This window comes from Lysobacter sp. GQ73 (assembly GCF_059758755.1).
Genome location: NZ_JCAXEE010000008.1, coordinates 1 through 22,465 on the forward strand (window position 1 = coordinate 1; position 22,465 = coordinate 22,465).

A 22,465-nucleotide genomic window follows, 5' to 3' on the forward strand; every position below is an offset into this window, starting at 1 on the left:
GCCGAGGCGGGCGCGGCCGGCGCCAACCTGGCCAACTACACCACCGGCTATGCCTGCACCAACGCGCTCGCCGGCGGACAGGCGCCGAGCGGCAGCGGCGCGAGCTTCGCCCTCACCGCGGGGGCCGGCGACGATCTGACTTGCACCTTCTCCAACACCCGTGCGCCGCTGGCGGACCTGGTCATCAGCAAGACCAACACGCCCGGCTCCGGACCCGACGATCAGGCCGGCGACACCCTCACCCGCGGCGCCGCGACGACCTATTCGATCGTGGTCACCAACAACGGCCCGGACGCCGTCACCGGCGCGGTCCTGCGCGATCAGGCCGCCGGCCGCAGCGGGCTGACCTGCAGCGGGACGCCGACCTGCACCGGCAGCGCCTGTCCGGGTGGACTGACGATGGCGGCGCTCGAAACCGGCATTGCCCTCGGTCCGCTGGCGAACGGTGCGAGCATCACCGTCAGCCTGACCTGCACGGTCGACTGAGCCGGGCGGACCGGGGGGTGCGACGCGTGCCGGTTGGCGCCATCGGCGTTAATCTTCGCCTGCGCCGCTGGTCCGTGCAGGCGGCGCCATCGACGCGGTTCGACGCGCCGGCCGATCGCCGCCGGCGTCGCGAACCTCCGACTTCCGAGCCCGCGACCGCCATGACGATCGAGATCCGCCCCGCACGATGGCCGCAGGACCTGCCGGTGGTGCGCGGCCTGTTCCACGAATACGCCGAGAGCCTCGGCATCGACCTGAGCTTCCAGGACTTCGACCACGAAGTCGCCGCGCTGCCCGGCAAGTACGCGCCGCCCGGCGGACGCCTGTTGATCGCCTGGCGCGGCGACCAGGCCCTGGGTTGCATCGGCCTGCGCGCGTTGTCGACCGGCTCGGGCGAGATGAAACGCTTGTACGTGCGGCCGCAGGCGCGCGGCGAACAGCTCGGACGCCGGCTCGCCGAACGCATCTGCGCCGAAGCGCGCGCCGCCGGCTATTCGCGCATCTGCCTGGACACCTTGCCGAGCATGGCGCCGGCGCAGAAATTGTACGAGTCGCTCGGCTTTCGGCCGATCGCGCCCTATGTCTACAATCCGGTGGCGGGCACGCGCTTTCTCGCGCTCGACCTGCAGGCCGACTCGGCGTAATGGGGATCTTCGAGCGCTAGGGACGCGAGTACGCCCCAGGCAAGCGCAACCGCGCCGCGCCATCGCAAGCGCGCGAATACAGCGCCAACCCTGGCCGGATGCGCATCGGCATCGCGTAATTCCGGTGAGACCGCCGGCATCGGCGCCGCGGTCCGTCTCCAGGGGGAAAGGCCGTGCATCGAGCCAAGCGCTACGCGTCGTTGTTTGCATTGTTCGCCATCGTCTCGACGAGCATGGGGTGCGCCAACCTCGGCGCGGTCCGCAGCTTCGCCGCGACCTCCAGCCAGCTCACCGGCTATCGCGAAGTCACCGAGCGCTACGTCGGCAGCGCTGACCGGCAGCTCGCGAACCTGCCCGCGGGCAAGCACTACGACCCGGCCCGTAAAGAACTGCAGGCGCTGAAGCAGAGCAGTGCGCAGCAGAAAGACAGCCTGATCAAGTTGCATAACGCCGCCACCGGCTACATGAGCGCGCTGGCCGAGCTCGCCGGCGAGGACGCCTACAGCCTCAACGCCGAGATCGACAAGGTCTCCGGCGCGATCACCGCCGCGCCCGAGCTCGGCATCGGTGCCGAAGAGGTGGCCGCCTACAGCAAGATCGCCACCCTGGTCAGCAGTTGGCTCGTCGCGGCCAAGCAGGCGCGCGACGTCAAGGCCATGCTGAAGACTTACGGAAACGACATGGACCATCTGCTCGGCGCCATGCAACGCGCGGCGCGCTCCTACGAAGGCGTGCTGCGGCAGGAACAGGCCTCGGCGGACAGCATCCAGATGCTCAGGGTGGCGGTGTGGAAACAACCCAAGAGCGGCGACGGGCTGCTCGACGAGGCGCGCCGCGACGCCATCGTCGCCATGTCCAATCACTCCTATGCCGGTATCGCCGAACAGCAGGCCAAGGCGCTGCAGGCCGCGGCGGCCGCGTCGCAAGGCCTGGCACAGGTACGCAGCGGCCACGCCGCCATGCTCAAGGACGCCGACCACCTGAAATCCAAGCAGCTGCAGGCGCTGTTGAAACAGGCGGTCGCCGACATGAAAACCGTGCGTGCCCAGCTCGATGCACTCTGACCGACAGGGGAAGGACATGGCTCAGCAGATACTCGAAACCGCCGAAAGCGTCCAAACGGCGGCCGACCAGCTCGGCGCCAGCGCCGACGACATCAACCAGCGCGTCAAGGCCGGGCTCGCCGCCGGCGAGATCAGCGTCGAGGAGTTCATCGTTCAGATCGCCGACGAGCTGCGCCTGCGCGGCCAGGCCGCGGTGTTGTACAGCCAGGCGATCGATTACGTGCTGACCGATGCGCAACTGGCGCAGGCCGAGCTCGACCAGGCCATCGCCGAAGCGCGCGCCAAGATCGCGGCGGTCAAGCAGGTGCGCAAGGCGATCGAGATCTTCGCCGGCGTGGTGGTGCTGGCCGCCTCCATCGTCGCGCGCGACGCCAACGGCACGGTCAAGGCGACCAAGGCCCTGGCCAAGCTCGCGAAAAGCGCCGACGACAAACCGGCGGCGAAGGCGGTCGCCAAGAAGGCCAAGAAGGATCCGAAGACGGTGGTCTGAGGCCCGGCCCCTCTCGTTCGCCGACTCGGCTCAGCCCATGCGCGACGGGAATATCGCCAATGCATTGACGGCCACCGCCGCCAGGTACAGCCCCACGCCGAACACGGCGTGGGTGACCAGGCTGTGCAAACGCGCGACGCCAGGACGCGGCGTGCGCCGGGCGGCGAGGCCGGCGCCCATGCCCGGTTGCATCAGCAGGAACGGCGCGGCGACGCTGCCGATGCCGACGATCAGGGCCGGCGCGAGGCTCGGCCGGCGCGCCCAGTCGAGCCCCCACACCGCGAGCAGCAGCGCTGCGAAGACGACGCCGATCAGATAATGGGCGGTCCAGCCGATCGCGCGCTCGCCGCGCACCCGCGGTGTCGCGGCGATCGGGTCGTGGCGGAAGCGCCCGCGCGGCAGGTAGGCGATCCAGCGGCCGACCAGGCCGTAGTCGGCGGCCGGCATGCGCAGCAGCCGGGTTCGGGCCCAGCCCCAGGCGTCCATCGATGCGGTCGCGCCGATGCCGATGGCGGCGGCGCGCACCGACGCTTCGGCGAGCTCAGACATGGCCTGCGGCGGGCCGTGCCGAGGAGGCGCGCGCGTCGATCATCCAGCAGGCAGCGCGGTAGCGGACCTCGCTGCCGTGCACAAAGGGCTCGAACGCCGCGCGCACCGTGTCGACGACTTCGCTGCGCGTGCCCGCGTCGGCTTGCTGCAGGACCAGGCCGAGCGGCCCGAGCCGGCTCAGGTACCGCGCCAGCTCGCTTTCCGGAAAGCCACAGGTCAGCTCGATCGGTTGGATATCGATATCGCTCCAGCCGCTGTCGTCGAGAATCCGGCGCACGTGTTGCGCGTCGGCGAAGGCGAACTGGCCCGGCCCATCCGCGCGCCGCACGGGCAACTGGGGCAGCAGCGGGGCCGCGGCGCGTTCGGCCGTGGTCATGAACGGATTCTCGGCGGCGCCGCGCCAGGCGATCGCATGCAGTGCGGCACCGTCGCGCGCGGTGCGGCGCAGGTTGGCGAAGGCGGCGACCGGGTCGGCGAAGAACATCACGCCGAGGCGCGAGACGATCGCGTCGAAGCGGCCCGGTTCGAAATCGTAGGCCTGAGCATCGGCGCAGAGGAATTCGGCCGGCGCGCCCTCGGCGCCGGCGCGCGCCCGTGCCAGGGCGATCATCGGCGCGGAGATGTCGATGCCGACGCAGCGCCCGCCGGCGCCGAGCCGGCGCGCCAGCGCGAGGGTCACCGCGCCGGTGCCGCAGCCGATGTCGAGCACTTCGCGCGCCGTGCCGGAAACCGCGGCGACCAGCCGGTCTTCCAACGGTTGGAACATGCGGTCGAGCAGCGGCTGGGTGTCGACCCAGGCCTGTCCGGCCAGCCCGTTCCACAGTTGCGCCTGCTCGTTGCCGGCCTCGTATGCAGTGTTCATGCGTGTGTCCCGATTGTCTTCCAGGGGCGGAGACGGCACTGTGCCAATTCAAGTCGACTTGAGGTCAAGAGGATGAAGGAACTCGATATCGCCGAGGTGGCGCAGCGCGCCGGCGTGCCCGCTTCGACCCTGCGCTATTACGAGGAAAAGGGCCTGATCGCCTCGATCGGCCGGAACGGCCTGCGCCGGGTGTTCGCCGCCGGCGTGCTCGAACGGCTGGCCCTGATCGCGCTGGGGCGCGCCGCCGGCTACAGCCTCGACGAGATCGCCTCGATGTTCGCGCCCGACGGCCGGCCGCGCATCGACCGCGCCCAGTTGCTCGCCAAGGCCGACCAACTCGACCAGACCATCCGCCAACTCGGCGCGATGCGCGACGGACTGCGCCACGCCGCGGCCTGCAAGGCGCCGAGCCATATGGAATGCCCGACATTTCGCCGCATCGTCCGCGCTGCCGCCTCCGGCGCCATCGCTACGCCTAGGCGCAAACCTCCGCAACGATAGGACCGAGTTTCGTCGCCGCCAGGACGGCCGTCGCGCGTCGGATAACAGCGACCAGTAAATAACGTCCGCTACCGCGCGCAGTTGCGCGACTCGCGGGCTGCGAATTCACCACCTCCTAACGCGGCGGGCGTTGTAGTTTCGATCACGCCATCGGAGCCATGCCGTGAACCTCGTCGTCATGAAACCCGAAGCCGAGCGCCAGCGCGCGCTCGACAGCACACGCATCCTCGACAGCCTGCCGGAGCCGGTGTACCAGGATCTGGTGCTGTTGGCCGCGGCCATCTGCGACACCTCGATCGCATTGATCTCGCTGGTTGACCGCGACCGCCAATGGTTCAAGGCCCGGCTCGGCATCGACGAACAGGAAATGCCGCGCAGTATCGCCGTGTGCGATCACGCGATCCGCCAGCCCGACGAGGTGTTCGAGGTACGCGATCTGGCGAGCGACGCGCGGTTCGCCGATTTCCCGTATGTTCGGGACGGCACCGCGCGCTTCTACGCCGGGGCGCCGTTGCTGACCGAACAAGGCGCGCCGATAGGCACCGTGTGCCTGCTCGGTCGCGACCCGCGCGCGCTCGATGGGCAACAAAAGGACGCCCTGCGTTCGCTGTCGCGGGTGACCGCGGCGCTGATCGAAGCCCACCGCCGCAAGCACGTCGCCGAAGTGACCGCCTTGTTGCAGCCGCAGGCGAAGGCGCAGTCGAGGGAGGCGAGCCCGGAGCGCGCGCCGCAGGCGCCGACCATCGCGGTGATCCGCATTCAGCGCCATGCCGAACTCGTCGCCCGCCTCGGCGAGCGCGCGACCGAAAAGATGCTGCAGGCGCTCGACCAGGTGTTGGACCAAGGCCTGCGCCACGAGCTCGGCGACCATATCGACCGGGTCACCTCGACGCCGGAGTACGTGGCGATCCTGCGCGGCGACGGGGTCGGCGAGCGACTCGACGGCCTGCGCAAGGCGCTCGAGCGGCATCGCGCTTCGACCGGCGCGGCCTGGGCGATGGGCGTCGCCCAGGCGCGTGAACCCGGCGAAGCGATGCCGGCGGTGTACCTGCGTGCCGACGAGGATCTGAGCCGACAGTTGGACGCCGCGTCGGCGCGGGTCGACGCCGCCGCCTGAGCCGGCGCTGGCATTGTGCAGCGACATCCGCTACGACGGCGTAACCGCCGCGCGCGGGCTCGACGCCGCACGCGCGCCGCGCTTGATCGCCTGCGCCCGCTTGGCGATCAAGCGGATCACCACCGCGGTGAACAGCAGCGCCGACGGCACCGCGTACCAGAAATTGACCGGCACGCGCTTGAAGTACGAGTAGGCGAAGATCGAGGCGATGACCCACATGCCGGCCACGTGCAGGCGGTGCCAGGCGGTCGGCCCCACCCTGCGCGCCAGCGGCCGGTACGAGGTGACGGCGAGCAGCAGGATGAAGGCGTAGCCGAGACTGCCCGGCAGGTTGGTCAGGGCCGAACGGCCCGGCCAGAACTCCGGGTTGAGCTGGCCGTAGGCGTAGATCGCGAACGCGTGCAGCAGATGCGAGAACGCGAACGACAGGCCGACGACGCGCCGTTCCTTCACCAGTGCGCGGCTGAAATCGCCGGGCAGCAGGGTCGCGAACGAAGACGCGGTGAAGGCCGCCAGGAACAGCACGAACGAAGTGCGCGCGGTGACCCGGATCGCACGCCGGCTGCCTTCGACCGCGTCGGGGCCCAGCAGGAAGGCGGCGGCCGCTATCGCGCACAGGACCAGGGCCAGCAGCAGGAACAGCCGCCAGCCGGCGAGACGTTGCAGAACGGAAGTGGCGATCATGGCGAAGCTCTGGTGAGGGAAGACGCTGGGTAAGGGGAGGGTGCGGATATGCAGTGCGTCGCGAGGTCGGCCCCGACGATGCCGAGGGCTTGCAGTCGCGCGAGGACATCGAGGCCGTGTTCGAGGACGCAGCCGGCGGGCTCGCCGGCTTGCTCGGCCAAGGCCCGCAGGTGCTCGCGACTGCTGAGCCGCTGCGTCGACACCGCGCGCAACAGGCGGTAGCTGAAAACCGTCAGGCGCAGGATCCGCAACTCGTGGTCGTCGCCGCGCTGGACGATCAGCAGGTTCGGCGTATCGGGCGCAGCGTCGAGGCGGCTCAGCGCGGCTTCGTCGCCATCGACCGGCCAGCGGTAACCGCAGAGGCGGACCAGTGGCGACAGCGTCGGCACGCGGTCGGCGTCGATCGCCGTGACGCTCATCGCTGGCGCCGGCGCAGCCGCCAGCAACAGCGCCTGCTGGGTCCACTCGAAGTGGGCGAGTTCCGCGACCCAGGCCGGCAGGTCAGCGGCATCCGGGCCGCTCAGATAGTCGACGAGTTCGCCGCCGACTTCGGGAAACAGCGGGGTTTCGCAGCGGTGCCGCGCGTAGAAGCGGGCCACCAGCGCCTGCCAGCCCGGCGCCTGCAGCGCCCGGCGCAGCCGTGGGAAGCTGCCGGCCAAGAGGCCGTCGACCGCGCCCACGCACAAGGCCCGGTACAGCGCCATGCGCTGCGGCGCGATGTCCTGCGGCGGGGGCAGCGAAGGGTCGCGCAGATGCCTGGCCCAGGCCAGTTGCAGCGCCCTCAGGGACTCAGTCATGGGCCGGCTCCAACGGCGGCGCCGAGCCGACTGCGTCGGCCTGCAGCGCGCGGATCTGCGCGATCTCGGCGAGCAGTTCCTCCCAGGCCGGGAAATTGAAATCGCGTTCGAGCAGGGTCGGCCTCGGGCCGAAACGACGATGCGCCTGTTCGAGCAGGGCCCAGACCATCGCCTTGACCGGCGCACCGTGGGTGTCGACCTTGAAGCTGTCGTCCTGGTCGAGGTGTCCGGCGATGTGGTACGAGGCCACCCGTTCGCGCGGGATGCGGGCGATGAAATCCAGCGCGTCGTAGCCGTGATTGCAGGCGTTGACGAAGACGTTGTTGATGTCGAGCAGCAGATCGCAGTCGGCCTGGGCCAACACCGCATTGATGAAGTCGATTTCGCTCATCGCCGACTGCGGCGCGGCGTAATAGGAGATGTTCTCCACCGCGATGCGTCGGCCCAGCGCGTCCTGGACCTGGGCGATGCGCGCCGACACGTGCCGCACCGCTTCGTCGGTGAACGGCAACGGCAGCAGGTCGTAGAGGTGGCCGCCGACCGCGCAATAGCTCAGGTGTTCGCTGTACAGGCCCACCCGGTGGCGATCGAGAAAGCGGCGGGTGTCGGCGAGCAGCCTGGCGTCGAGCGGATCGGTGCCGCCGAGCGACAGGGACAGACCGTGGCAGCTGATCGGATAGCGCGCCGACAACTCGGTCAGCGCTTCGCCGAAATGGCCGCCCACGCCGATCCAGTTGTCGGGCGCGCATTCGAGGAAATCGATCCGGCCGGGCGCCAACCGCAGCAACTCGTCGATCAGGCCGCGGCGCAGGCCGAGGCCGGCCGAGGCCGCGGGCAATGTCTGGTGCATGGCGATACTCCGCGTGGATAAGCGCCGCCGGCGCAGGGCGATGGCGGCGCGGGGGTTTCAGTCGGCGATTTTCAGTCGGCGATCTGCGAGAACAGCCCCTTCGGCATCGGCTTGCCGTGGGCCTGGTAGGTCCGCTTGAGGAAGTCGTGCGCTTCGGCCTCGCTGATGTAGCCGTCGCGACCACGGTCGATGCGGTCGAAGTCGGCGGCCCGGCCGGCAGCGACGGCGAGGAACTCGGCGCGCGACACCTTGCCGTCGTGGTTGCTGTCGGTCTTGGCGAAGGACGCGTCGCCGCACTTGCCTTCGCCGCAGGCGCCCTCGGCCTGGGCCTGCTTCGCCGAGGCGCCGGCCGGCTGGCTGCCGCCGCATTTACCTTCGCCGCACTTGCCTTCGGCGGCGGCGATGCCGGCGAAGCCGGTCAGGGCCTGCGGTTGCGCGGCCAGCGCTTGGCCGCCGAGCAGTGCGCCGCCGGCCAGCACGATGCTCAAAGCGCCGACGAGAGAATTGCGAGAGTGGGAAGTGGACATCGGTGGTGCTCCTGTGACTTGCACGCCAGGCGTGCGGGATGGATGCCGCGGTCGCGGCAGGAAGGAAGAGGCAGGCGCGCGGCTTAGGCCGCGGCCGGGGCCGGCGTCGACCGGCGCGACCGGGCGACGTGCACGGCGATCGAAGCCAGGCCGGACAGCGCGCCGAGCGTCGCCGGCACGGGCAGCAGCGCAGTCAGCGGCAGGCACAGGGCGAAGACGACCGTGCCCCAGCTCAACAGGTCGCCGCGTGCGGCTTGGGGTGCGCCACGGCGCAACCATCGGTCCAGGCTCAGCGACCCGGCGCCGCCGAGCATCAGCGGCAGCAGCATCGCCAGATAGATCAAGGGCAGCTTGTAGTTGCCGTAGCCCTGGTCGCTGATCGCATACCCGCGCCACAGCTCGGCCAGGCTGCCCCAGTGCTCGGGCCAGTGCACCGCGGCGATGGCGACCACGGTCAGCACCCACAACAGGTAAGCGACGGCGCGCGTGCCGAGCCCGAGCAGCAGGGCCAGGCTGCAGCCGAGTTCCAGCCAGGTCGCCATGGTCCAGTTGAGGTCCGGGCTCAGGCGCGAGAACGGAAACGGAAAGCGCTGGGCGATGTCGGCGAACCAGTTCTGGCCGTGCAGTTTCTCGATGCCGGCTTCGTAGAACTCCCAGGCCAGCAGGACGCGCAGGCCGAGCGGAGACAGTGCGCGACCGACGCCGTCGAGACGGGGGGCGAGGCGGGTGAGAAAGGGCGGCGACATGCGAGGCTCCTGGCTGGGGCGAAAGACCGGGAGCCATTACGCGTTCGCGACGTATCCGCAGGGTGTCGCGCGCAGCGCGGTTTTGTGTACGAATGTGGCCGCGGGGGGGCCGGATACATTGCGATACGAATTCGTCGGACCGCGGGTCCAGGCCGCCGTCGCGAGAGACCGGGCTGCGCGCGGCGCCAGGCAACCGGGTCGCCGCGACGCCGCCGGTTTGTAAGCGAACGTATCCGGCGCCGCCTGCGAGGCCTTGCGATACAAGACCCCCCACCCGCGGAAACACCGGCGATACAGCCGCGGTCCGCAATGGCCACTCCCCAGCCCAGGAGTGACCGCATGATCCGCAACCTGTTATTCGCATCGATGCTCGTCGCGAGCGCCGGCTCGGCCGCCGCCGCCGAGCAGGTCCGCCCGATCGACCCGGCCGCACCCACCGTGATCCTCGTCCACGGCGCCTTCGCCGACGGCTCCAGCTGGAACCAGGTCATTCCCCGCCTGGCGTCCTGGGGCGTGCCCGCGGTGGCGGTGCAGAACCCGCTGACCTCGCTGGAGGACGACGTCGCCGCGACCCGGCGCGCGATCCGCGCGGCGCCCGGCAAGGTGGTGCTGGTCGGCCACTCCTGGGGCGGCACCGTCATCACCGAGGCCGGCAGCGACCCCAAGGTCTCGGCCCTGGTCTATGTCGCCGCGTTCGCGCCGGACGCCGGCGAGAATTCCGCGCAGCAGGGCCAGGGCTATCCGGCCGCCCCGGGGCTGAGCCGGCTGCTCGAACGCGAGGGGTTCCTGTCGCTGCCCGAAGCGGCGGTGCGCGAGGACTTCGCCCCGGACCTCAAGCCCGCGGCCGCGCGCCTGATCTATCGCACGCAAGGGCCGCTGAAGGCGAGCGCCTTGGCCGAGCCGGTGCGACAGGCGGCCTGGCGCGGCAAGCCGAGCTGGTACGTACTGTCGCGCCAAGACCGCATGCTGTCGCCGCAGTTGCAGGCCGCGACCGCGCGCCGTATCGGCGCGCAAGTGCATTCGCTGTCGGCCAGCCACGTGTCCTTGTTGTCGCAACCGGGCCCGGTGACCGACGCGATCCTCGAAGCCGCCGGCATCCAGGCCGCTTCGACCGCGGCCGACAACGGAGGCTGAGGTGATCGCCTTCGCTCTGGCCGCGCTCGCCGGCATGGCCACCGTCCTGTCGCCCTGCGTGTTGCCGGTGCTGCCGATCGTGCTCGCGCGCGGCAGCGGCGGCGGTCGCCGCGAGCCGCTGCTGATCGGCGCCGGCTTCATCGGCGCCTTCGCCAGCGGCGGCATCGCGCTGGGCTTGCTGGCCTCGTCCTCGGGCCGCTTCGAAGCGGCCGTGCGCGTCGCCGCGATAGCGGTGTTGCTGCTCGCGGGGCTGGCCTGCGTGTGGCCGCGGATGTTCGAACGCGTCCAGCGGCGTTGGCTGGCCGGATCGCGGCTGATGGCCTGGCAGCCGCGCGTCGCCGGGCCGGGCGGAGCGCTGCTGGTCGGGGTCTCGCTCGGCATCGCCTGGACGCCCTGCGCCGGCCCGATCCTCGCCTCGGTGCTGGCGCTCGCCGCCGGCGCCCAGGACCCGGCCCGGGCCACCGCACTGCTGGGCCTGTACGCACTCGGCGCGGCTGCGCCGCTGCTGGCGGTGATCTACGGCGGCCGCTGGGCCGCCGCCCGCGTCGCCTCGCTGCAACGGAATACCGGCTGGCTGCGCCGCGCCTTCGGCGTGTTGGCGGTGGCGATGGCCGTGCTGCAACTCATGCAACTGGACACCGCACTCATCGCCTGGCTGCTGCCGTGGCTCCCTTCGATCTCCACCGGACTGTGACCATGTCGAAATCCCTCATCGCATTGCTTGCCACCGCCGCCGTCGTCGTTGCTGCGGCTTTGGCCTGGCCGCAGGCCGGTGCCCACGGCAAAGACCCCGCGACTGCCACCGTCGCGCCCGGCTTCGCCAGCGGTGGCGCCTGGATCAACAGCGAGCCGCTGTCCTTGCCGCAACTGCGCGGCAAGGTGGTGCTGGTCGAGTTCTGGACTTACTCGTGCATCAACTGCCTGCGTGTGCTGCCGCGCGTCTCGCAATGGCATCGGCGTTACGCCGGACAGGGCCTGGTCGTGGTCGGCGTGCACACGCCCGAATACGGCTACGAGCGGGTCGGCGCCAATGTCCGGGCCGCGGTCAAGAGACTGGGCATCGCCTATCCGGTCGTGCAGGACAACGGCTACCGGATCTGGAACGCCTACGGCAACCAGTATTGGCCGGCGCTGTACCTGATCGACCGCCAGGGCCGGATCGTCTACCGCCACTACGGCGAAGGCGAGTACGCGGCCACCGAAGCGGCGATCCGCGCGCAACTGGCGTCCCCGCCCGCAGCGCCGGCGCCGCGCGTTACCATCGCCGATGCAGTGCGGTAAGCCCGGGACCACGCCATGACTCACGTAGACCACATCCTGATCGTCGACGACGACCGCGACATCCGCCAGATGGTCGCCGACTACCTGCACAAGAACGGTCTGCGCACCACCACCGCCGCCGACGGCCGCGAGATGCGCGCGGCGCTGGAGACCAGCGACGTCGACCTGATCGTGCTCGACGTGATGATGCCCGGCGAAGACGGACTGTCGTTGTGCCGCGGCCTGCGCGCCGGCCCCCACCGCGCGGTGCCGGTGGTGATGCTGACCGCGCGTGACGACGAGACCGACCGCATCGTCGGCCTGGAAATGGGCGCCGACGACTACGTGGTCAAGCCGTTCTCCTCGCGCGAACTGTTGGCCCGCATCAGCGCGGTGATCCGCCGCACCCGCATGCTGCCGCCCAATCTGCAGGTCAGCCAGGCCGGCCGCCTGATCGGCTTCGGCCAGTGGCGCCTGGACACGACCGCGCGCCATCTGCTCGATGCCGCAGGCACCGCCTATCCGCTCAGCGGCGCCGAGTTCCGCCTGCTGCGGGTGTTCCTCGACCATTCGCAGCGCGTGCTCAGCCGCGACCAGTTGTTGAACCTGACTCAGGGCCGCGACGCCAACCTGTTCGACCGTTCCATCGATCTGCTGGTCAGCCGCCTGCGCCAGCGCCTGCAGGACGACCCGCGCGAGCAGGCCTACATCAAGACCGTGCGCAGCGAAGGCTATGTGTTCTGCCAGGCCGTCACCCTGCTGGACCCGGCGCCATGAACGCGGCGCCGCGCTGGCGCTGGCTGCCGCGCACCATCGCCGCGCGCCTCACCCTGATCCTGTTCGCCGGCTTGTTGTTGGCGCACGGGCTGTCGTTCGCGCTGCTGTTCTACGAACGCTATGTCTCGGCGCGCTCGATGATGCTCGGCAACATGGAGCAGGACGTCGCCATCAGCGTGGCCTTGCTCGACCGCCTCACGCCGGCCGAGCGCAGGCAATGGGCGCCGCGCCTGGAACGGCGCACTTACCGCTATCTGCTGCAGCCGGCGCAAGCCGGCGCACCGCTGTCCAGCGAGCGTGCGCGCCAGGTGGCCGCCCTGATCGACCGCAGCCTGCAGCACCGCTATCCGCTGGTGGCCACCGCGGTGTCGCGGTCGCCGGAGCGTTTCCATGTGCAGCTGACATTGGCCGACGGACAGCCCTTGACCCTGGAGGTGACGCCGTCGGTGATGCCGATCGCGCGCTGGCTGCCGTGGGTGCTGGCGGCGCAACTCGCCGTCCTGCTGCTGTGCGCCTGGCTGGCGGTGCGCCAGGCGACCCGGCCGCTGGTGCGCCTGGCCGACGCCGCCGAACGGCTCGACCCCGCGCATCCCTCGGCGCCGCTGAGCGAATCCGGACCGGTCGAAGTGGCCAAGGCCGCGACTGCCTTCAATGCCCTGCAGGCGCGCATCGGCCACTACCTGGCCGAACGCCTGCAGATACTCGCGGCGATCTCGCACGACCTGCAGACCCCGATCACGCGCATGAAGCTGCGCGTCGAAGGCATGGACGCGAGCCCGGAACGCGCGCGCCTGGGCGAAGACCTGTCGCAACTGGAGCAACTGGTGCGCGAGGGCATCGCTTACGCGCGCAGCACCCACGGTGCCACCACCGCGCCGGTCCAGCTCAACCTGCACGCGCTGCTCGACAGCGTGGTCTGCGATTACCAGGACGCGGGCAAACCGGTGCGCCTCGACGGCCACAGCGATCTGTCGCTCACCACCCGCCCGCACGCCTTGCGCCGCGTGCTCGAAAACCTGATCGACAACGCGATCAAGTACGGCGGCCGCGCCGACGTCGGCGTTCGCCTCATCGCGGCGGACCGGGTCGCGATCGACGTCGACGACACCGGCCCCGGCATTCCCGAGGAGCACATGCAGGCGGTGCTGCAGCCCTTCCATCGCCTGGAGAGCTCGCGCAACCGCGACACCGGCGGCACCGGCCTGGGGTTGGCGATCGCCGAGCAGCTGGCAGCGCACCTGGGCGGCGAGCTGCGGCTGTCCAACCGCGTAGAAGGCGGACTGCGAGCGAGCCTGGTGTTGCCGATCGTTCACTGAACTCGCGCAACAGGCTTGCCTCGGCCTTAGCTGAACCAGTCAGCTTGCGCGTCGGCCGCTGCCATCAACCGGTGCTGGGACCAGTCGCGTCGCCGAACCAACACAACGCATCGAGTTCGGCCGGCGAGAGATAGCGCACGATGATCTCGGCTTCGTCCGGCGGATGGATCAGGCGCACCGCTGTGGTCGCCTGATGCGCCTGGTAGTGGCTCTTGGCGGCCTGGCAGGCGCCGGCGATCGCATCGGCGCGCGAGGAGTACGCCACCGGTGGCGCGTCCATCGCTTCCGCGCGCACGCACCAGGCACCAGGCTGTTCTTCGATGACGTCGTAAAACTGCACTGTGCTGGCGACTCGACCGTCGCGCCTCCCCTTGTTGCTCCTGGCGTGGAGAATAGCTTGCCGGAGCCGGGAAGACGCAAGTCGCTGCGCCGACTGTCACGGTTGTGAGGCTTGCGCCGAGCATGGGCGGGATCGAGTTTCGGGCGAACCGGGACGCATCGAGAAAACTCACTGCCGTCCCGATGGTCGGACACGCTGGCCCTTCGCAGGCTCGCCGCGCGCCACCGGCGCACCGTCGGCGAGGTAGCCGGTGAACTGCGCCGGCAGGGCGGTCGAGCCGTTGAACCTCGGGCCGTCCTGCAACTGATAGTGCAGGTGCGCTTGTGAGGAATTGCCGCTGTTGCCGCAATCGCCGAGGCGGTCGCCGGTGGCGACGCGGTCGCCCCGCCTGACCCGCAACGAACCCTTGCGCAGGTGCGCGAGCATCGAAAATTCGCCGTTGCCGTGGTCGATGACCACGCGATTGCCGGCCAGCTCGCGCAGATTCATCCGGCCGGGCGGGTTGTCGGCGATGCCGTCCACCGCCTCGACCACGGCGCCCGCTGCCGGCGCCAATACCGGCTTGCCGAAGCAGTAATAGTCTTCGTTGCGAAGCCCGTCGCCGGCATGCGTGGCGCTGCCGCGCACGATGGCCAGGTCGGCGGCGAAGCGCTGATCGGCGAACGCCGCATGGTAGTTCTGCTCGAGCGTGCGGCCGCCCCAGAACACCATGAACTCTTGGTCGATCGGCAACCGCAGCGCGGTCTTGGTCCGGTAATCGAAGCGTTCGCTCGGGGCGGCGCGCGGCCGCGGCTTCGGTTCGGCAAGTATCGAAAACAAGGCGACCTTGCCGTCCCGGGTGAACGACCAGGTCATCACGTGGATGTCGGGAGACTTCTCGAACCGGACCCGGCGCTTGTACACGCTCATGTGCGGATCCGAGCTGGTGGACTCTTCCAGGACGGCCTGCTCGTCGCCGAGGCGAGCGCCGAGCTGCTCGCGAAACTCCGCCAGGCCTTGACGGGACACGACCAGGTCCCGCATCCCGGCATCGAAGCGCTCCCATACGCTGTCGATGCGTTTCGAGTAGAACGCCGCCGTCAGTTCGGCGCCCTGCGGGTGCGCGTCCGATGCCTGTGCGTTCGGTGCATGAAGAAACGCGGACAGCAAAACCAGCAGGACAGAGCGCTTCATGACGCGGCTCCTGTGTCGCATCGGCGCTGCCGATGCCGTAGATCGCGATTCAGCGCGATCGCCCAGCGGCGACGGCGCTTCCCGTCTCACTTCGGTGCATGCACAGGAAAACGCAGAATGCGCGAGGCGAAGGCCGCGCTTGCGCCGGCGCGGCCATGGCTTCGACGCGCCGCGAAAACACGCGATGCCGGCACGCGCCGGCCTCGGCAGCGACTCGTTATTCGCGTGTTAGTCTTCGTGAGAAAAGTGAACGCTGCGCGTCCCGGCCGGGCGCCGACCGACGGAATGGACGATGAGACAGACAGGCAATTGGCTGGTATTCGGCACGCTTCTTTTCGGCACGCCGCTGGCTTTGGCCGCGGCCGACACCCGGGCTCAGGGCAGTTCGGACATCGGCGCCAGCATCGACATATCGTCGTACCGGTTGAACCCGCCGGGGTATCCGCCCGAGGGGGCGGACGCCTGCGTCGGCGGCACGGTCCTGGTGCTGGTCGATATCGACAAGGACGGCCAGCGCACCAAGGCCGTGGTGGAGCGCTCCAGCGGCTACGCCTATTTCGACCGGGCCGCCGTCGAGGCGACCAAACGCTGGAAATACAGTCCGGCGACGCAGAACGGCCAGCGAGCGCCCGGCAAGTTGCGCATGCCGGTGCACTTCGCCGAACACGACACCTGCTGGAGCGCCGTGCCGGAGGTCGAGGCCCGCCCCGACGAGGCCGCGATGCAGGCGCATCCGGTGCGGTGGCCGGCGACGGTCGAAGAGCAGAGTCTCAACGGGCTGGTCGTGCTGCTGATCAAGGTCGACCGGGACGGATCCAAAAGAGATATCGCGGTCGGCGTGTCCAGCGGCGATCAGGCCATCGACCAGGCGGCGACGCTTGCAGCGCGCGACTGGACCTTCCAGCCGGCGCGGCTGAAAGGCAAGCCGGTGCGGTCCCTGCTGCGACTGCCCTTGGCGTACGGCAAAGAGTAAGCGCGCCAACATTTGCGCCGTGCTTAATCATGTTGGATTGAGTTCACGAAGCTTGTGCCCGACGGTAGAGCGAAGTCTCCAGGCGCGGACAGGTACGGGTAGAAACGACATCATTGGAAGGTGATGGATAAGATGGCAACGAATGAGGCTTATCCGACTGGATCTGATTTGGTCTGGCTCGGGCGCGATAGGGACGGCCGTCTGGCGGCGTTTATTACAGCCGGCGCAGGGCAAATTCCGAAGAGGCTGTTAGCTGAGGACAATATGCCTTGCGACTTCGAAGGGGCCATTCTCGACCTCCCGAAGGTTTCAGACGTGATGCTTCATGTTGATGTTCCGAGGCCGGATAGTTTCATTGCGTTGGCGGAGCGCGGGCTCTTTGTGTTTGATTGGCGCGATATACACCGCGCGACAAAGGAAAGGAGTAGTTGCTACGAACTCGTCGCGACTCCGCTACAACCAACGAGACTCGTCGAGATCGCTCCAGAGAAAAGAATCCCCGACGTGTTGCTATACGATTTCGACTTTAGTGCTGTAACCAAGATCCGCTTGCGAAATGTGGATGGATTCGTTGACTCTTATCTCGATTGAGCAGGCCGGCCTGCTTGTCGAACCTCCGATGAGGAAGTTTGGCCGCGCTATGTTGATACAGCCATTTCTTAGATTGCGGACCAAGTCCATGATATCTACATGTCGGTCCGCTTTGGTCGGCGCGCTCGTCCTTTTCGCGAACGGTGCGCACGCACAAGACGTCCCCAGCGTCGACGCGAGCCTGGATCGAACCTCGAAGTTCCGCCATCCCCGGTCTATCCGGAGCAGGCGATCGGCGCCTGCGCTTCCGGCACCGTGGTCGCGATCGTCGACGTCGATGCCGACGGCCGCTTCGTCGATGTCGTCGTCGAGCGGTCCAGTCGCAACGCCCATCTCGACCGGGCCGCACTCGACGCCGCGCGGCACTGGACCTACACCCCCGCGAGCGACGAACAGGGTCGGAAGGTCGCGGACAAGATCCGCATTCCGGTGGAGTTCGCAGCCCACGAAAGCTGCTGGACCAAGCAGGTACCCGACACTCCGGCCCGGCCCGAGCCGTCCTCGGCAGAACGTTACCCGCCGCAATGGCCCGCCATCGTCGACGAGAACGGGCTCAGCGGTGAAGTCGTCTTGCTGGTGTTGCTCGAAGAAGACGGCTGGAAGCATGAGGTGAGGGTCGCAACCAGCAGCGGCGACCCCGCCATCGACTCCGCCGCGGTGCAGGCGGCGCAGAACTGGAGATACGAGCCGGCGCTGCTAAACGGCAAGCCGGTGCGCACGGTGCTGCGCTTGCCGATGTCCTACGGCGAGGGCGTGTCGGCGCCGCGTTGAAATAGCGCCCCGAGTTTCATTGAGCTGGATGAGGAGTTCGATCGGTTAGCGCCAGGTATGTAGGATTCGACATCCGTAGAGCGGTCCGCCTCAGCGCGGTTTATCTACTGACAGCGTATAAGGTTCGCGAGCGGATACGGCCAAGCCGATGAGCTGACGGCATAGGTCGGCTCCGAGTCAGCGCGATGCGTATGCATCCCAAAGCGGTCCTTCCGTCTTGTCATCAAAGATAAGACTGGAGCAATCGGAAACCGGTTCGTACCCACATGCAAAAGCGCCGACCCCATACTTCAGCGCCAACTGCTCCGCTCCATGTCTCAGCGAGCTCGCGATCTGTCCCGACTTGGAGGCCGTCCCGCGCCACTCAAAGACGACCAACACATCGATAGCTCCTTCTGCTCGGAGCAGCTGAACCAATGCCTGGAGAACTGATGCTTCGCCAATGAGAAGTTCCTTGGCTCTGAAGCTCAACATGCCGGAAGAATAGGGCTGTGCCGCATTGAAGACGGAGAGATAATCGGATAGCGAGGCGCCAGCTTGCATCTCGAACTCGCTCGCATAAACATCAAAAGCCCGCTCTGAGGAAAGGAGCTCCGCTACAAGCGAATTTAGCGCCTCTGTAGGAGTCCCTTCGAACACCAGCTCTATCAATTGTCCCATTGTGTCCGTGCTTCCTCTTGGAGCCTTGTCAAATTGTTCGATGATGCCATCTAGCGGGACGGTTAGCGGCGTTGTGTTCCGTGTTCCTTGTCCGGAGCTACCCAAAGCACATCGATTCGGTCCAGACTAAGAGAATCCACGACTTCGTCAATCGCCCCTTCTCGGCTACTCCCGGAATCACCACAAAGTGAACTGCCCTGCCTGATGATAAACATAGGTAATCAGCTAAATGACGGACCGAGACTTCAATTGCGCATCGACGGATTTCCACGGCCCAAGACCTTCCCTCATCACCCGCCAGCAACTCACGGCCAAAATAGTTGGTCAGCCTTGCCTCGCCCAGTTGCAAGACCGCCAGTGCGATATAGCTTCCGCTTGGCCATCGGCCATTCGGAGAATCATTCTTAGATCGCTCCGTCAGTCGCGCCTGCATGTGCGGCCAGTCTTCATTTCATCTGATTTAGACGCTGAGGCGCGTTAGTCATGGCCTGTATTAGTTTGAATAACCAACATGATCCCGGATCGCAGCTAACAACCGCTGCAAGGACAGTTCGCCGGGGTCATTACCCGGTCGCAGAAGAATGTCGGACAGCGTCTGGTGCAGGTGCACGATTTCGTACAGCGGCGGATCGAACTGGGCGATCTGGGGTGAATGAACCGGCTTGATAAAGCCAATCGTGGCGTTCTTCCCCAATAGAGAGCCAGGAGTCGTCCCTATGAAAATACAGAATGCCCCAACATGATGGGTTAGAGCACTCAAGGTGCTATCAGGTACCGAGTCCTTCGACTTGAAAACTACTTGTCCGTTTTCAATAAAGGCATAGAAATCAGCGAAAGCGGAGTAAAGCTTCTCCACGGAATGAATTTTGGATCCCTTCGAGTGGCAATAGTTGGTCAAATATGTAGGTGGCCTGTTCCTGGGTCTGTCTGACCCAGTTGTGCTCCGCGCCTATAATATGTGAATTTTCCACCTCGATCAGCGAGAGTGGCGTGACACCTTGATGCAAGGCAGTTTTAACCAGTTCCAATGTAATCGCTAGCGATGTCGAAACTCCTTCGGTCAGAAGAAGGTCTCGACGTTGCCTTATTAATTCAATCGATCTGTTTGTTTGCATAGAGCCTTCTCACGGGGCAACGCGCGGGTAGTCAGAAACTTGACCGCCTCCTCTAAGGGCATTGATTAGCCCGAACGCCATTGGAGGGACGTAAACTCTTGCGCCATTTTATAGCGCAGCTCACCCTGGGATATTGGTTGCAATCTAGCCCCAGCCGATTGAAGTTCGTCTGACGCTCCCTAAGCCGTTGCAGGCCCGACGACAGCGGCGAAGCGGCTCTCGCCTGGGGAAAGCCGGTCCGAGACCGCTTATAACCGGCAAAAAACTACGCCGCTATGTGTGCTTTTTCTGGGCGGCTTCTCGGCTCGGTACGACAACTGTTTCGGACGAGGTTCGGAAACTTCGGTTCGGCACAGGGTCCCTCCAGCTCGAGGTCGTTCCGAGCACTCGCGTCGCGACTTGCCTTCGCCGATCGCCCAACCATGCGCGGTTTATTCAAGCCGCCGGCGCCGCTTCGGGCCAGCATGCCGGCTTCTTCCACGCTGGAATGCAGATGAAAGACTGGCTGCTGCGCTGGTATGCGCCCTTGTTCCTGTTCGGTTTCGTCGGGTCGGCCGCGTGGTGGGTCGGTTATCGGCATGGCAGCGCCTTGTGGCTGCTGCCGCTGCTGTGTCTGGCGATAGTGGTGGCGTTCGTGGCCGAACGTCGCTGGCCGTACGACCCGCAGTTCAACGAGAGCCACGGGGACCGCGGGCGCGATGCGGCGCATGCGCTGGTCAACGAGGCGCTGAACCTGTCGTCGATCGCCTTGGTGCCGTTGCTGGCGGGCTGGCTGCCGTGGCGGGTATGGCCGGCGGATTGGCCGTTCGCATTGCAGCTACTGCTGGCCGTGGTCGGCGCCGACTTCGGCATCACGCTGATGCACTGCGCCAGCCATCGCGTCGGTTGGCTGTGGCGATTGCACGCGGTGCACCACAGCGTGACCCGCATGTACAGCTTCAACGGCCTGATGAAGCATCCGCTGCATCAGGCGATCGAAGCGTTGGGTGGGGTGTTGCCTTTGTTGTTGCTCGGTCTGCCGTATCCGGTGGCGGCGGTGCTGGCGTTCGCGATCGCGATCCAGCTGTTGCTGCAGCATTCCAACGTCGACATGCGGCCGGGCCGGCTTGGGCGGTGGATGGCCTGGGCGCCTTCGCATCGCTTCCATCATTTGCGCTACGGCAGCGCCGGCGACGTCAACTTCGGTTTGTTCTTCACCGTCTGGGATCGGTGGCTGGGCACCGCCTTCGATGCGCCCGGTTATCGCCTGGGCCACCGCGATCTGGGCATCGGCACTCAGCCGGACTATCCGCGCGATTATCTCGGCCAGTTGCTGGCGCCGTTCCGCGCGTTGCCGCAAGGCGATGCGCCGGAGCTGCCGGCGCAACTGCGGCGGCCACCCAGCCCGGTTCACCCGGAATAGGTCTGCACTCGCAGGCCGCGCAGTTGCGCCGCGCCGATGCCGAACATGCGGCGCAGGTTGCGCGACAGATGCGGCAGGTCGGCGAAGCCCGCGGCGTGCGCGCTCGCAGTGAGGTTGTCGCCGGCCAGCACGCGGGTCAGGGCGTGCTGCAGGCGTCGCCACAGCACCCAGCCGCGCAGGGTGATCGCCAGGTCGGACTGGAAGCGACGATGCAGCTGGCTCGGCGACAGATGCGCGGCCTCGGCGATGTCCGCAGCCGCCACGCCGTCCGGCAGGCGCGCGCCGATTTCGGCCATCGCCGCCTGCAGGCGCCGGTCGAGCGGCCGGGCCCGGCACAGCTCGGGCAACAGCGGCTGCAGTGCCGGCCATCGGGCCGGCAACCGCGGCAGCCGTTGCAGGATCGCTTCCAGGTCGGCGTGGCAAGGTTCGAGATATACCGTGCAGCCTTCGTCAGGCGCGGCCAGCACCGCATGCGGCTGGAACGAAGGCAGCCACAGGCGCTGGCCCGAATGCCGCTCGCCGTCGATCTCGACCCGCCACGGCGCGCCGTCGCTGAGCAGCAGCTGGTGCGCGTAATGCGCATGACGATCGCTGCCGCCGGCCTGGCCGAGCAGCACCGCGAAGTGCTCGCCGAGCAGCAGGGTGCCGGTCCAGACGCCATCGGCGGGCAGTGCGGGCAGGGCGGTCATGCGGTCGGCTCAGCCGATCGCCCGGCGAATCGCGACGTCAAGCAAATCCTTCAGCAGGCGGTCCGAACGCTCGCCGGGTTCGACGATCGAGACCCAGCCGTTGGCGCCATAGACCGGATGCGGAATCAAGGTGTCGACCGCGGCGAAGTCGAAGTCGTCGCGATGCTCGGCCAGGGCTCTCGGCGCGAAACCGAACAGCTCCTCGAACTTCGTCTTGCCCACGTCGAGGTTGACCCGGTACAGGCCGCGGTCGAGCCTGGACTCATCGTCGAAGCCGGCGTAGTCCTTGGTCACGATGGTCGCGAACGGCATCTTTTTCGGCTGCCCGTCGGCGTCCAGGGCGAAGCAGAAGCTGTCGCCCCAGGCCGTTTCCGGGCTGCCGTCTTCGCGCGCGGCGATCTGGATCCGGACCGAGCCGGTCGCGGCGAGATACTCGCGGATCTCGTCCTGGGTCATGGCCTGCCTCGTCGCGGTTCGGCTGCGGATTCTAGCAACGGCGCAGGTTCGGGTGATCGACGAATCCCGGGCGGTGCCCGGCGCCTCGGTTCCGCGTAGCGACCTGCCCGATACTTCGCTTCATGCAGGCTCTCGCACCGCGGCCAGCCGGCCTGGCGCCCTATCCGGAACGTCACCATGCGTATCGACAACTTGTTTGCGAATGCGTCCGCCCCGCCGAACGGCGAGCGCTTCGAAGCCCTGCTCAGCCACAAGAATCTGGTGATCGAGCGCATCGTGAGTTCTGCCGCGATCACGCCGACCGAGTACGTGCAGACTCAGGACGAGTGGGTGGCGATGCTGCAGGGCGAGGCGGCGCTCGAGGTCGCCGGCGAAACGGTCGAGCTGCGCTCCGGCGACTATCTGTTTCTGCCGGCCGGCACCCCGCACACGGTGCGGCGCGTTTCCGAAGGCGCGCTGTGGCTGGCCATCCATCTGCATTGAGCAGGGGC

General features: G+C 67.6%; 29 protein-coding genes. 16 read left to right on the plus strand and 13 right to left on the minus strand.

Translation table 11 applies throughout. The annotated features are described in order from the left end of the window. The 4 genes from AC6CH2_RS19170 to AC6CH2_RS19185 form a co-directional block, all read left to right on the plus strand. On the plus strand, positions 1-486 hold a 486-nt coding region (locus AC6CH2_RS19170), incomplete at its 5' end, for a hypothetical protein (protein WP_498270591.1). A 161-nt stretch (positions 487-647) separates the two neighbouring features. Next, positions 648-1,130, plus strand: a complete 483-nt coding sequence (locus AC6CH2_RS19175) for a GNAT family N-acetyltransferase (RefSeq protein ID WP_498270592.1) — start codon at positions 648-650, stop codon at positions 1,128-1,130. Between the two features lie 173 nt (positions 1,131-1,303). Beyond that, the gene (locus AC6CH2_RS19180) at positions 1,304-2,194 is read left to right on the plus strand and encodes a hypothetical protein (protein ID WP_498270593.1); all 891 of its coding nucleotides are present in this window, start codon (positions 1,304-1,306) and stop codon (positions 2,192-2,194) included. Between the two features lie 16 nt (positions 2,195-2,210). After that, complete coding sequence (locus AC6CH2_RS19185; RefSeq protein WP_498270594.1) at positions 2,211-2,684, plus strand: hypothetical protein; 474 nt, start codon at positions 2,211-2,213, stop codon at positions 2,682-2,684. A 30-nt stretch (positions 2,685-2,714) separates the two neighbouring features. Here the strand turns inward: AC6CH2_RS19185 and AC6CH2_RS19190 are convergent, their stop codons facing one another. Then, positions 2,715-3,233: a DUF2938 domain-containing protein gene (locus AC6CH2_RS19190; RefSeq protein ID WP_498270595.1), complete on the minus strand. Its 519-nt coding sequence runs from the start codon at positions 3,231-3,233 to the stop codon at positions 2,715-2,717. Beyond that, positions 3,226-4,095, minus strand: coding sequence for a class I SAM-dependent methyltransferase (locus AC6CH2_RS19195; RefSeq protein ID WP_498270596.1), 870 nt, complete (start codon positions 4,093-4,095; stop codon positions 3,226-3,228). Before AC6CH2_RS19195 ends, AC6CH2_RS19190 begins: the two co-directional genes overlap by 8 nt. Before the next feature lie 72 nt (positions 4,096-4,167). On the opposite strand from AC6CH2_RS19195, the gene AC6CH2_RS19200 reads away from it, so the two are divergent. Both AC6CH2_RS19200 and AC6CH2_RS19205 read left to right on the plus strand, forming a co-directional pair. Further along, the gene (locus AC6CH2_RS19200; protein WP_498270597.1) at positions 4,168-4,596 is read left to right on the plus strand and encodes a helix-turn-helix domain-containing protein; all 429 of its coding nucleotides are present in this window, start codon (positions 4,168-4,170) and stop codon (positions 4,594-4,596) included. Between the two features lie 163 nt (positions 4,597-4,759). Next, positions 4,760-5,713 (plus strand): GAF domain-containing protein, encoded by a 954-nt coding sequence (locus AC6CH2_RS19205; RefSeq protein WP_498270598.1) that lies wholly within the window; start codon positions 4,760-4,762, stop codon positions 5,711-5,713. Between the two features lie 30 nt (positions 5,714-5,743). Here AC6CH2_RS19205 and AC6CH2_RS19210 read toward each other — a convergent pair whose 3' ends face one another. The 5 genes from AC6CH2_RS19210 to AC6CH2_RS19230 form a co-directional block, all read right to left on the minus strand. Next, entirely contained in the window at positions 5,744-6,397 is a 654-nt protein-coding gene (locus AC6CH2_RS19210; protein ID WP_498270599.1) for a ferric reductase-like transmembrane domain-containing protein, read from the minus strand. Beyond that, on the minus strand, positions 6,394-7,194 hold the full coding sequence (locus AC6CH2_RS19215) for an HvfC family RiPP maturation protein (RefSeq protein WP_498270600.1): 801 nt from the start codon (positions 7,192-7,194) through the stop codon (positions 6,394-6,396). The genes AC6CH2_RS19210 and AC6CH2_RS19215 overlap by 4 nt, the downstream gene beginning before the upstream one ends. Next, positions 7,187-8,044, minus strand: coding sequence for an HvfB family MNIO-type RiPP peptide maturase (locus AC6CH2_RS19220; RefSeq protein WP_498270601.1), 858 nt, complete (start codon positions 8,042-8,044; stop codon positions 7,187-7,189). Before AC6CH2_RS19220 ends, AC6CH2_RS19215 begins: the two co-directional genes overlap by 8 nt. A gap of 71 nt (positions 8,045-8,115) precedes the next feature. Further along, entirely contained in the window at positions 8,116-8,571 is a 456-nt protein-coding gene (locus AC6CH2_RS19225; protein ID WP_498270602.1) for an HvfA family oxazolone/thioamide-modified RiPP metallophore, read from the minus strand. A gap of 83 nt (positions 8,572-8,654) precedes the next feature. Next, the gene (locus AC6CH2_RS19230) at positions 8,655-9,317 is read right to left on the minus strand and encodes an HvfX family Cu-binding RiPP maturation protein (protein WP_498270603.1); all 663 of its coding nucleotides are present in this window, start codon (positions 9,315-9,317) and stop codon (positions 8,655-8,657) included. Between the two features lie 339 nt (positions 9,318-9,656). Here AC6CH2_RS19230 and AC6CH2_RS19235 point away from each other — a divergent pair, with 339 nt between their 5' ends. Genes AC6CH2_RS19235 through AC6CH2_RS19255 form a run of 5 tightly spaced genes read left to right on the plus strand, consistent with a single transcriptional unit; the run spans position 9,657 to position 13,804 of the window. Continuing rightward, positions 9,657-10,451, plus strand: a complete 795-nt coding sequence (locus AC6CH2_RS19235; RefSeq protein ID WP_498270604.1) for an alpha/beta fold hydrolase — start codon at positions 9,657-9,659, stop codon at positions 10,449-10,451. A gap of 1 nt (position 10,452) precedes the next feature. Then, the gene (locus AC6CH2_RS19240; protein ID WP_498270605.1) at positions 10,453-11,145 is read left to right on the plus strand and encodes a cytochrome c biogenesis CcdA family protein; all 693 of its coding nucleotides are present in this window, start codon (positions 10,453-10,455) and stop codon (positions 11,143-11,145) included. Between the two features lie 2 nt (positions 11,146-11,147). Beyond that, positions 11,148-11,732, plus strand: a complete 585-nt coding sequence (locus tag AC6CH2_RS19245) for a thioredoxin family protein (protein ID WP_498270606.1) — start codon at positions 11,148-11,150, stop codon at positions 11,730-11,732. 15 nt (positions 11,733-11,747) lie between these two features. Then, the gene (locus tag AC6CH2_RS19250) at positions 11,748-12,488 is read left to right on the plus strand and encodes a response regulator (RefSeq protein WP_498270607.1); all 741 of its coding nucleotides are present in this window, start codon (positions 11,748-11,750) and stop codon (positions 12,486-12,488) included. Beyond that, a complete protein-coding gene (locus AC6CH2_RS19255; protein ID WP_498270608.1) occupies positions 12,485-13,804 on the plus strand; it encodes an ATP-binding protein in 1,320 nt (439 codons plus the stop codon). Before AC6CH2_RS19250 ends, AC6CH2_RS19255 begins: the two co-directional genes overlap by 4 nt. 64 nt (positions 13,805-13,868) lie before the next feature. Here the strand turns inward: AC6CH2_RS19255 and AC6CH2_RS19260 are convergent, their stop codons facing one another. Together AC6CH2_RS19260 and AC6CH2_RS19265 are read right to left on the minus strand one after the other, a co-directional pair. Then, positions 13,869-14,144, minus strand: a complete 276-nt coding sequence (locus AC6CH2_RS19260; RefSeq protein WP_498270609.1) for a hypothetical protein — start codon at positions 14,142-14,144, stop codon at positions 13,869-13,871. Between the two features lie 168 nt (positions 14,145-14,312). Further along, the gene (locus AC6CH2_RS19265) at positions 14,313-15,317 is read right to left on the minus strand and encodes a M23 family metallopeptidase (protein ID WP_498270610.1); all 1,005 of its coding nucleotides are present in this window, start codon (positions 15,315-15,317) and stop codon (positions 14,313-14,315) included. Positions 15,318-15,669: 352 nt separating this feature from the next. Between AC6CH2_RS19265 and AC6CH2_RS19270 the strand changes: the two genes are divergently transcribed. From AC6CH2_RS19270 to AC6CH2_RS19280, 3 genes are all read left to right on the plus strand, one after another. Next, a complete protein-coding gene (locus AC6CH2_RS19270; protein WP_498270611.1) occupies positions 15,670-16,290 on the plus strand; it encodes a TonB family protein in 621 nt (206 codons plus the stop codon). A 123-nt stretch (positions 16,291-16,413) separates the two neighbouring features. Next, entirely contained in the window at positions 16,414-16,881 is a 468-nt protein-coding gene (locus tag AC6CH2_RS19275) for a hypothetical protein (RefSeq protein ID WP_498270612.1), read from the plus strand. A 99-nt stretch (positions 16,882-16,980) separates the two neighbouring features. Continuing rightward, positions 16,981-17,652 (plus strand): energy transducer TonB, encoded by a 672-nt coding sequence (locus AC6CH2_RS19280; protein ID WP_498270613.1) that lies wholly within the window; start codon positions 16,981-16,983, stop codon positions 17,650-17,652. A 177-nt stretch (positions 17,653-17,829) separates the two neighbouring features. Here the strand turns inward: AC6CH2_RS19280 and AC6CH2_RS19285 are convergent, their stop codons facing one another. Both AC6CH2_RS19285 and AC6CH2_RS19290 read right to left on the minus strand, forming a co-directional pair. Continuing rightward, complete coding sequence (locus AC6CH2_RS19285) at positions 17,830-18,312, minus strand: Cdi1I family immunity protein (RefSeq protein ID WP_498270614.1); 483 nt, start codon at positions 18,310-18,312, stop codon at positions 17,830-17,832. Between the two features lie 493 nt (positions 18,313-18,805). Beyond that, a complete protein-coding gene (locus AC6CH2_RS19290) occupies positions 18,806-19,168 on the minus strand; it encodes a hypothetical protein (RefSeq protein ID WP_498270615.1) in 363 nt (120 codons plus the stop codon). 752 nt (positions 19,169-19,920) lie between these two features. Between AC6CH2_RS19290 and AC6CH2_RS19295 the strand changes: the two genes are divergently transcribed. Continuing rightward, entirely contained in the window at positions 19,921-20,829 is a 909-nt protein-coding gene (locus AC6CH2_RS19295; RefSeq protein ID WP_498270616.1) for a sterol desaturase family protein, read from the plus strand. Here AC6CH2_RS19295 and AC6CH2_RS19300 read toward each other — a convergent pair. Then, positions 20,817-21,518 (minus strand): helix-turn-helix transcriptional regulator, encoded by a 702-nt coding sequence (locus tag AC6CH2_RS19300; protein ID WP_498270617.1) that lies wholly within the window; start codon positions 21,516-21,518, stop codon positions 20,817-20,819. The two genes, AC6CH2_RS19295 and AC6CH2_RS19300, sit on opposite strands and share 13 nt — an antisense overlap. Before the next feature lie 9 nt (positions 21,519-21,527). Then, positions 21,528-21,974 (minus strand): DUF6194 family protein, encoded by a 447-nt coding sequence (locus AC6CH2_RS19305; RefSeq protein ID WP_498270618.1) that lies wholly within the window; start codon positions 21,972-21,974, stop codon positions 21,528-21,530. 177 nt (positions 21,975-22,151) lie between these two features. Here AC6CH2_RS19305 and AC6CH2_RS19310 point away from each other — a divergent pair, with 177 nt between their 5' ends. Then, on the plus strand, positions 22,152-22,457 hold the full coding sequence (locus AC6CH2_RS19310) for a cupin domain-containing protein (RefSeq protein ID WP_498270619.1): 306 nt from the start codon (positions 22,152-22,154) through the stop codon (positions 22,455-22,457). Positions 22,458-22,465: the final 8 nt, after the last annotated feature.

Coding starts and splice junctions, on each gene's coding strand:
- AC6CH2_RS19225 (WP_498270602.1), bottom strand. CDS start 8,571: ATGTCCACTTCCCACTCTCGCAATTCTCTCGTCGGCGCTTTGAGCATC.
- AC6CH2_RS19215 (WP_498270600.1), bottom strand. CDS start 7,194: ATGACTGAGTCCCTGAGGGCGCTGCAACTGGCCTGGGCCAGGCATCTG.
- AC6CH2_RS19175 (WP_498270592.1), top strand. CDS start 648: ATGACGATCGAGATCCGCCCCGCACGATGGCCGCAGGACCTGCCGGTG.
- AC6CH2_RS19310 (WP_498270619.1), top strand. CDS start 22,152: ATGCGTATCGACAACTTGTTTGCGAATGCGTCCGCCCCGCCGAACGGC.
- AC6CH2_RS19250 (WP_498270607.1), top strand. CDS start 11,748: ATGACTCACGTAGACCACATCCTGATCGTCGACGACGACCGCGACATC.
- AC6CH2_RS19265 (WP_498270610.1), bottom strand. CDS start 15,317: ATGAAGCGCTCTGTCCTGCTGGTTTTGCTGTCCGCGTTTCTTCATGCA.
- AC6CH2_RS19235 (WP_498270604.1), top strand. CDS start 9,657: ATGATCCGCAACCTGTTATTCGCATCGATGCTCGTCGCGAGCGCCGGC.
- AC6CH2_RS19300 (WP_498270617.1), bottom strand. CDS start 21,518: ATGACCGCCCTGCCCGCACTGCCCGCCGATGGCGTCTGGACCGGCACC.
- AC6CH2_RS19285 (WP_498270614.1), bottom strand. CDS start 18,312: ATGGGACAATTGATAGAGCTGGTGTTCGAAGGGACTCCTACAGAGGCG.
- AC6CH2_RS19245 (WP_498270606.1), top strand. CDS start 11,148: ATGTCGAAATCCCTCATCGCATTGCTTGCCACCGCCGCCGTCGTCGTT.
- AC6CH2_RS19200 (WP_498270597.1), top strand. CDS start 4,168: ATGAAGGAACTCGATATCGCCGAGGTGGCGCAGCGCGCCGGCGTGCCC.
- AC6CH2_RS19305 (WP_498270618.1), bottom strand. CDS start 21,974: ATGACCCAGGACGAGATCCGCGAGTATCTCGCCGCGACCGGCTCGGTC.
- AC6CH2_RS19220 (WP_498270601.1), bottom strand. CDS start 8,044: ATGCACCAGACATTGCCCGCGGCCTCGGCCGGCCTCGGCCTGCGCCGC.
- AC6CH2_RS19190 (WP_498270595.1), bottom strand. CDS start 3,233: ATGTCTGAGCTCGCCGAAGCGTCGGTGCGCGCCGCCGCCATCGGCATC.
- AC6CH2_RS19280 (WP_498270613.1), top strand. CDS start 16,981: ATGTCGGTCCGCTTTGGTCGGCGCGCTCGTCCTTTTCGCGAACGGTGC.
- AC6CH2_RS19255 (WP_498270608.1), top strand. CDS start 12,485: ATGAACGCGGCGCCGCGCTGGCGCTGGCTGCCGCGCACCATCGCCGCG.
- AC6CH2_RS19185 (WP_498270594.1), top strand. CDS start 2,211: ATGGCTCAGCAGATACTCGAAACCGCCGAAAGCGTCCAAACGGCGGCC.
- AC6CH2_RS19295 (WP_498270616.1), top strand. CDS start 19,921: ATGAAAGACTGGCTGCTGCGCTGGTATGCGCCCTTGTTCCTGTTCGGT.
- AC6CH2_RS19230 (WP_498270603.1), bottom strand. CDS start 9,317: ATGTCGCCGCCCTTTCTCACCCGCCTCGCCCCCCGTCTCGACGGCGTC.
- AC6CH2_RS19210 (WP_498270599.1), bottom strand. CDS start 6,397: ATGATCGCCACTTCCGTTCTGCAACGTCTCGCCGGCTGGCGGCTGTTC.
- AC6CH2_RS19275 (WP_498270612.1), top strand. CDS start 16,414: ATGGATAAGATGGCAACGAATGAGGCTTATCCGACTGGATCTGATTTG.
- AC6CH2_RS19195 (WP_498270596.1), bottom strand. CDS start 4,095: ATGAACACTGCATACGAGGCCGGCAACGAGCAGGCGCAACTGTGGAAC.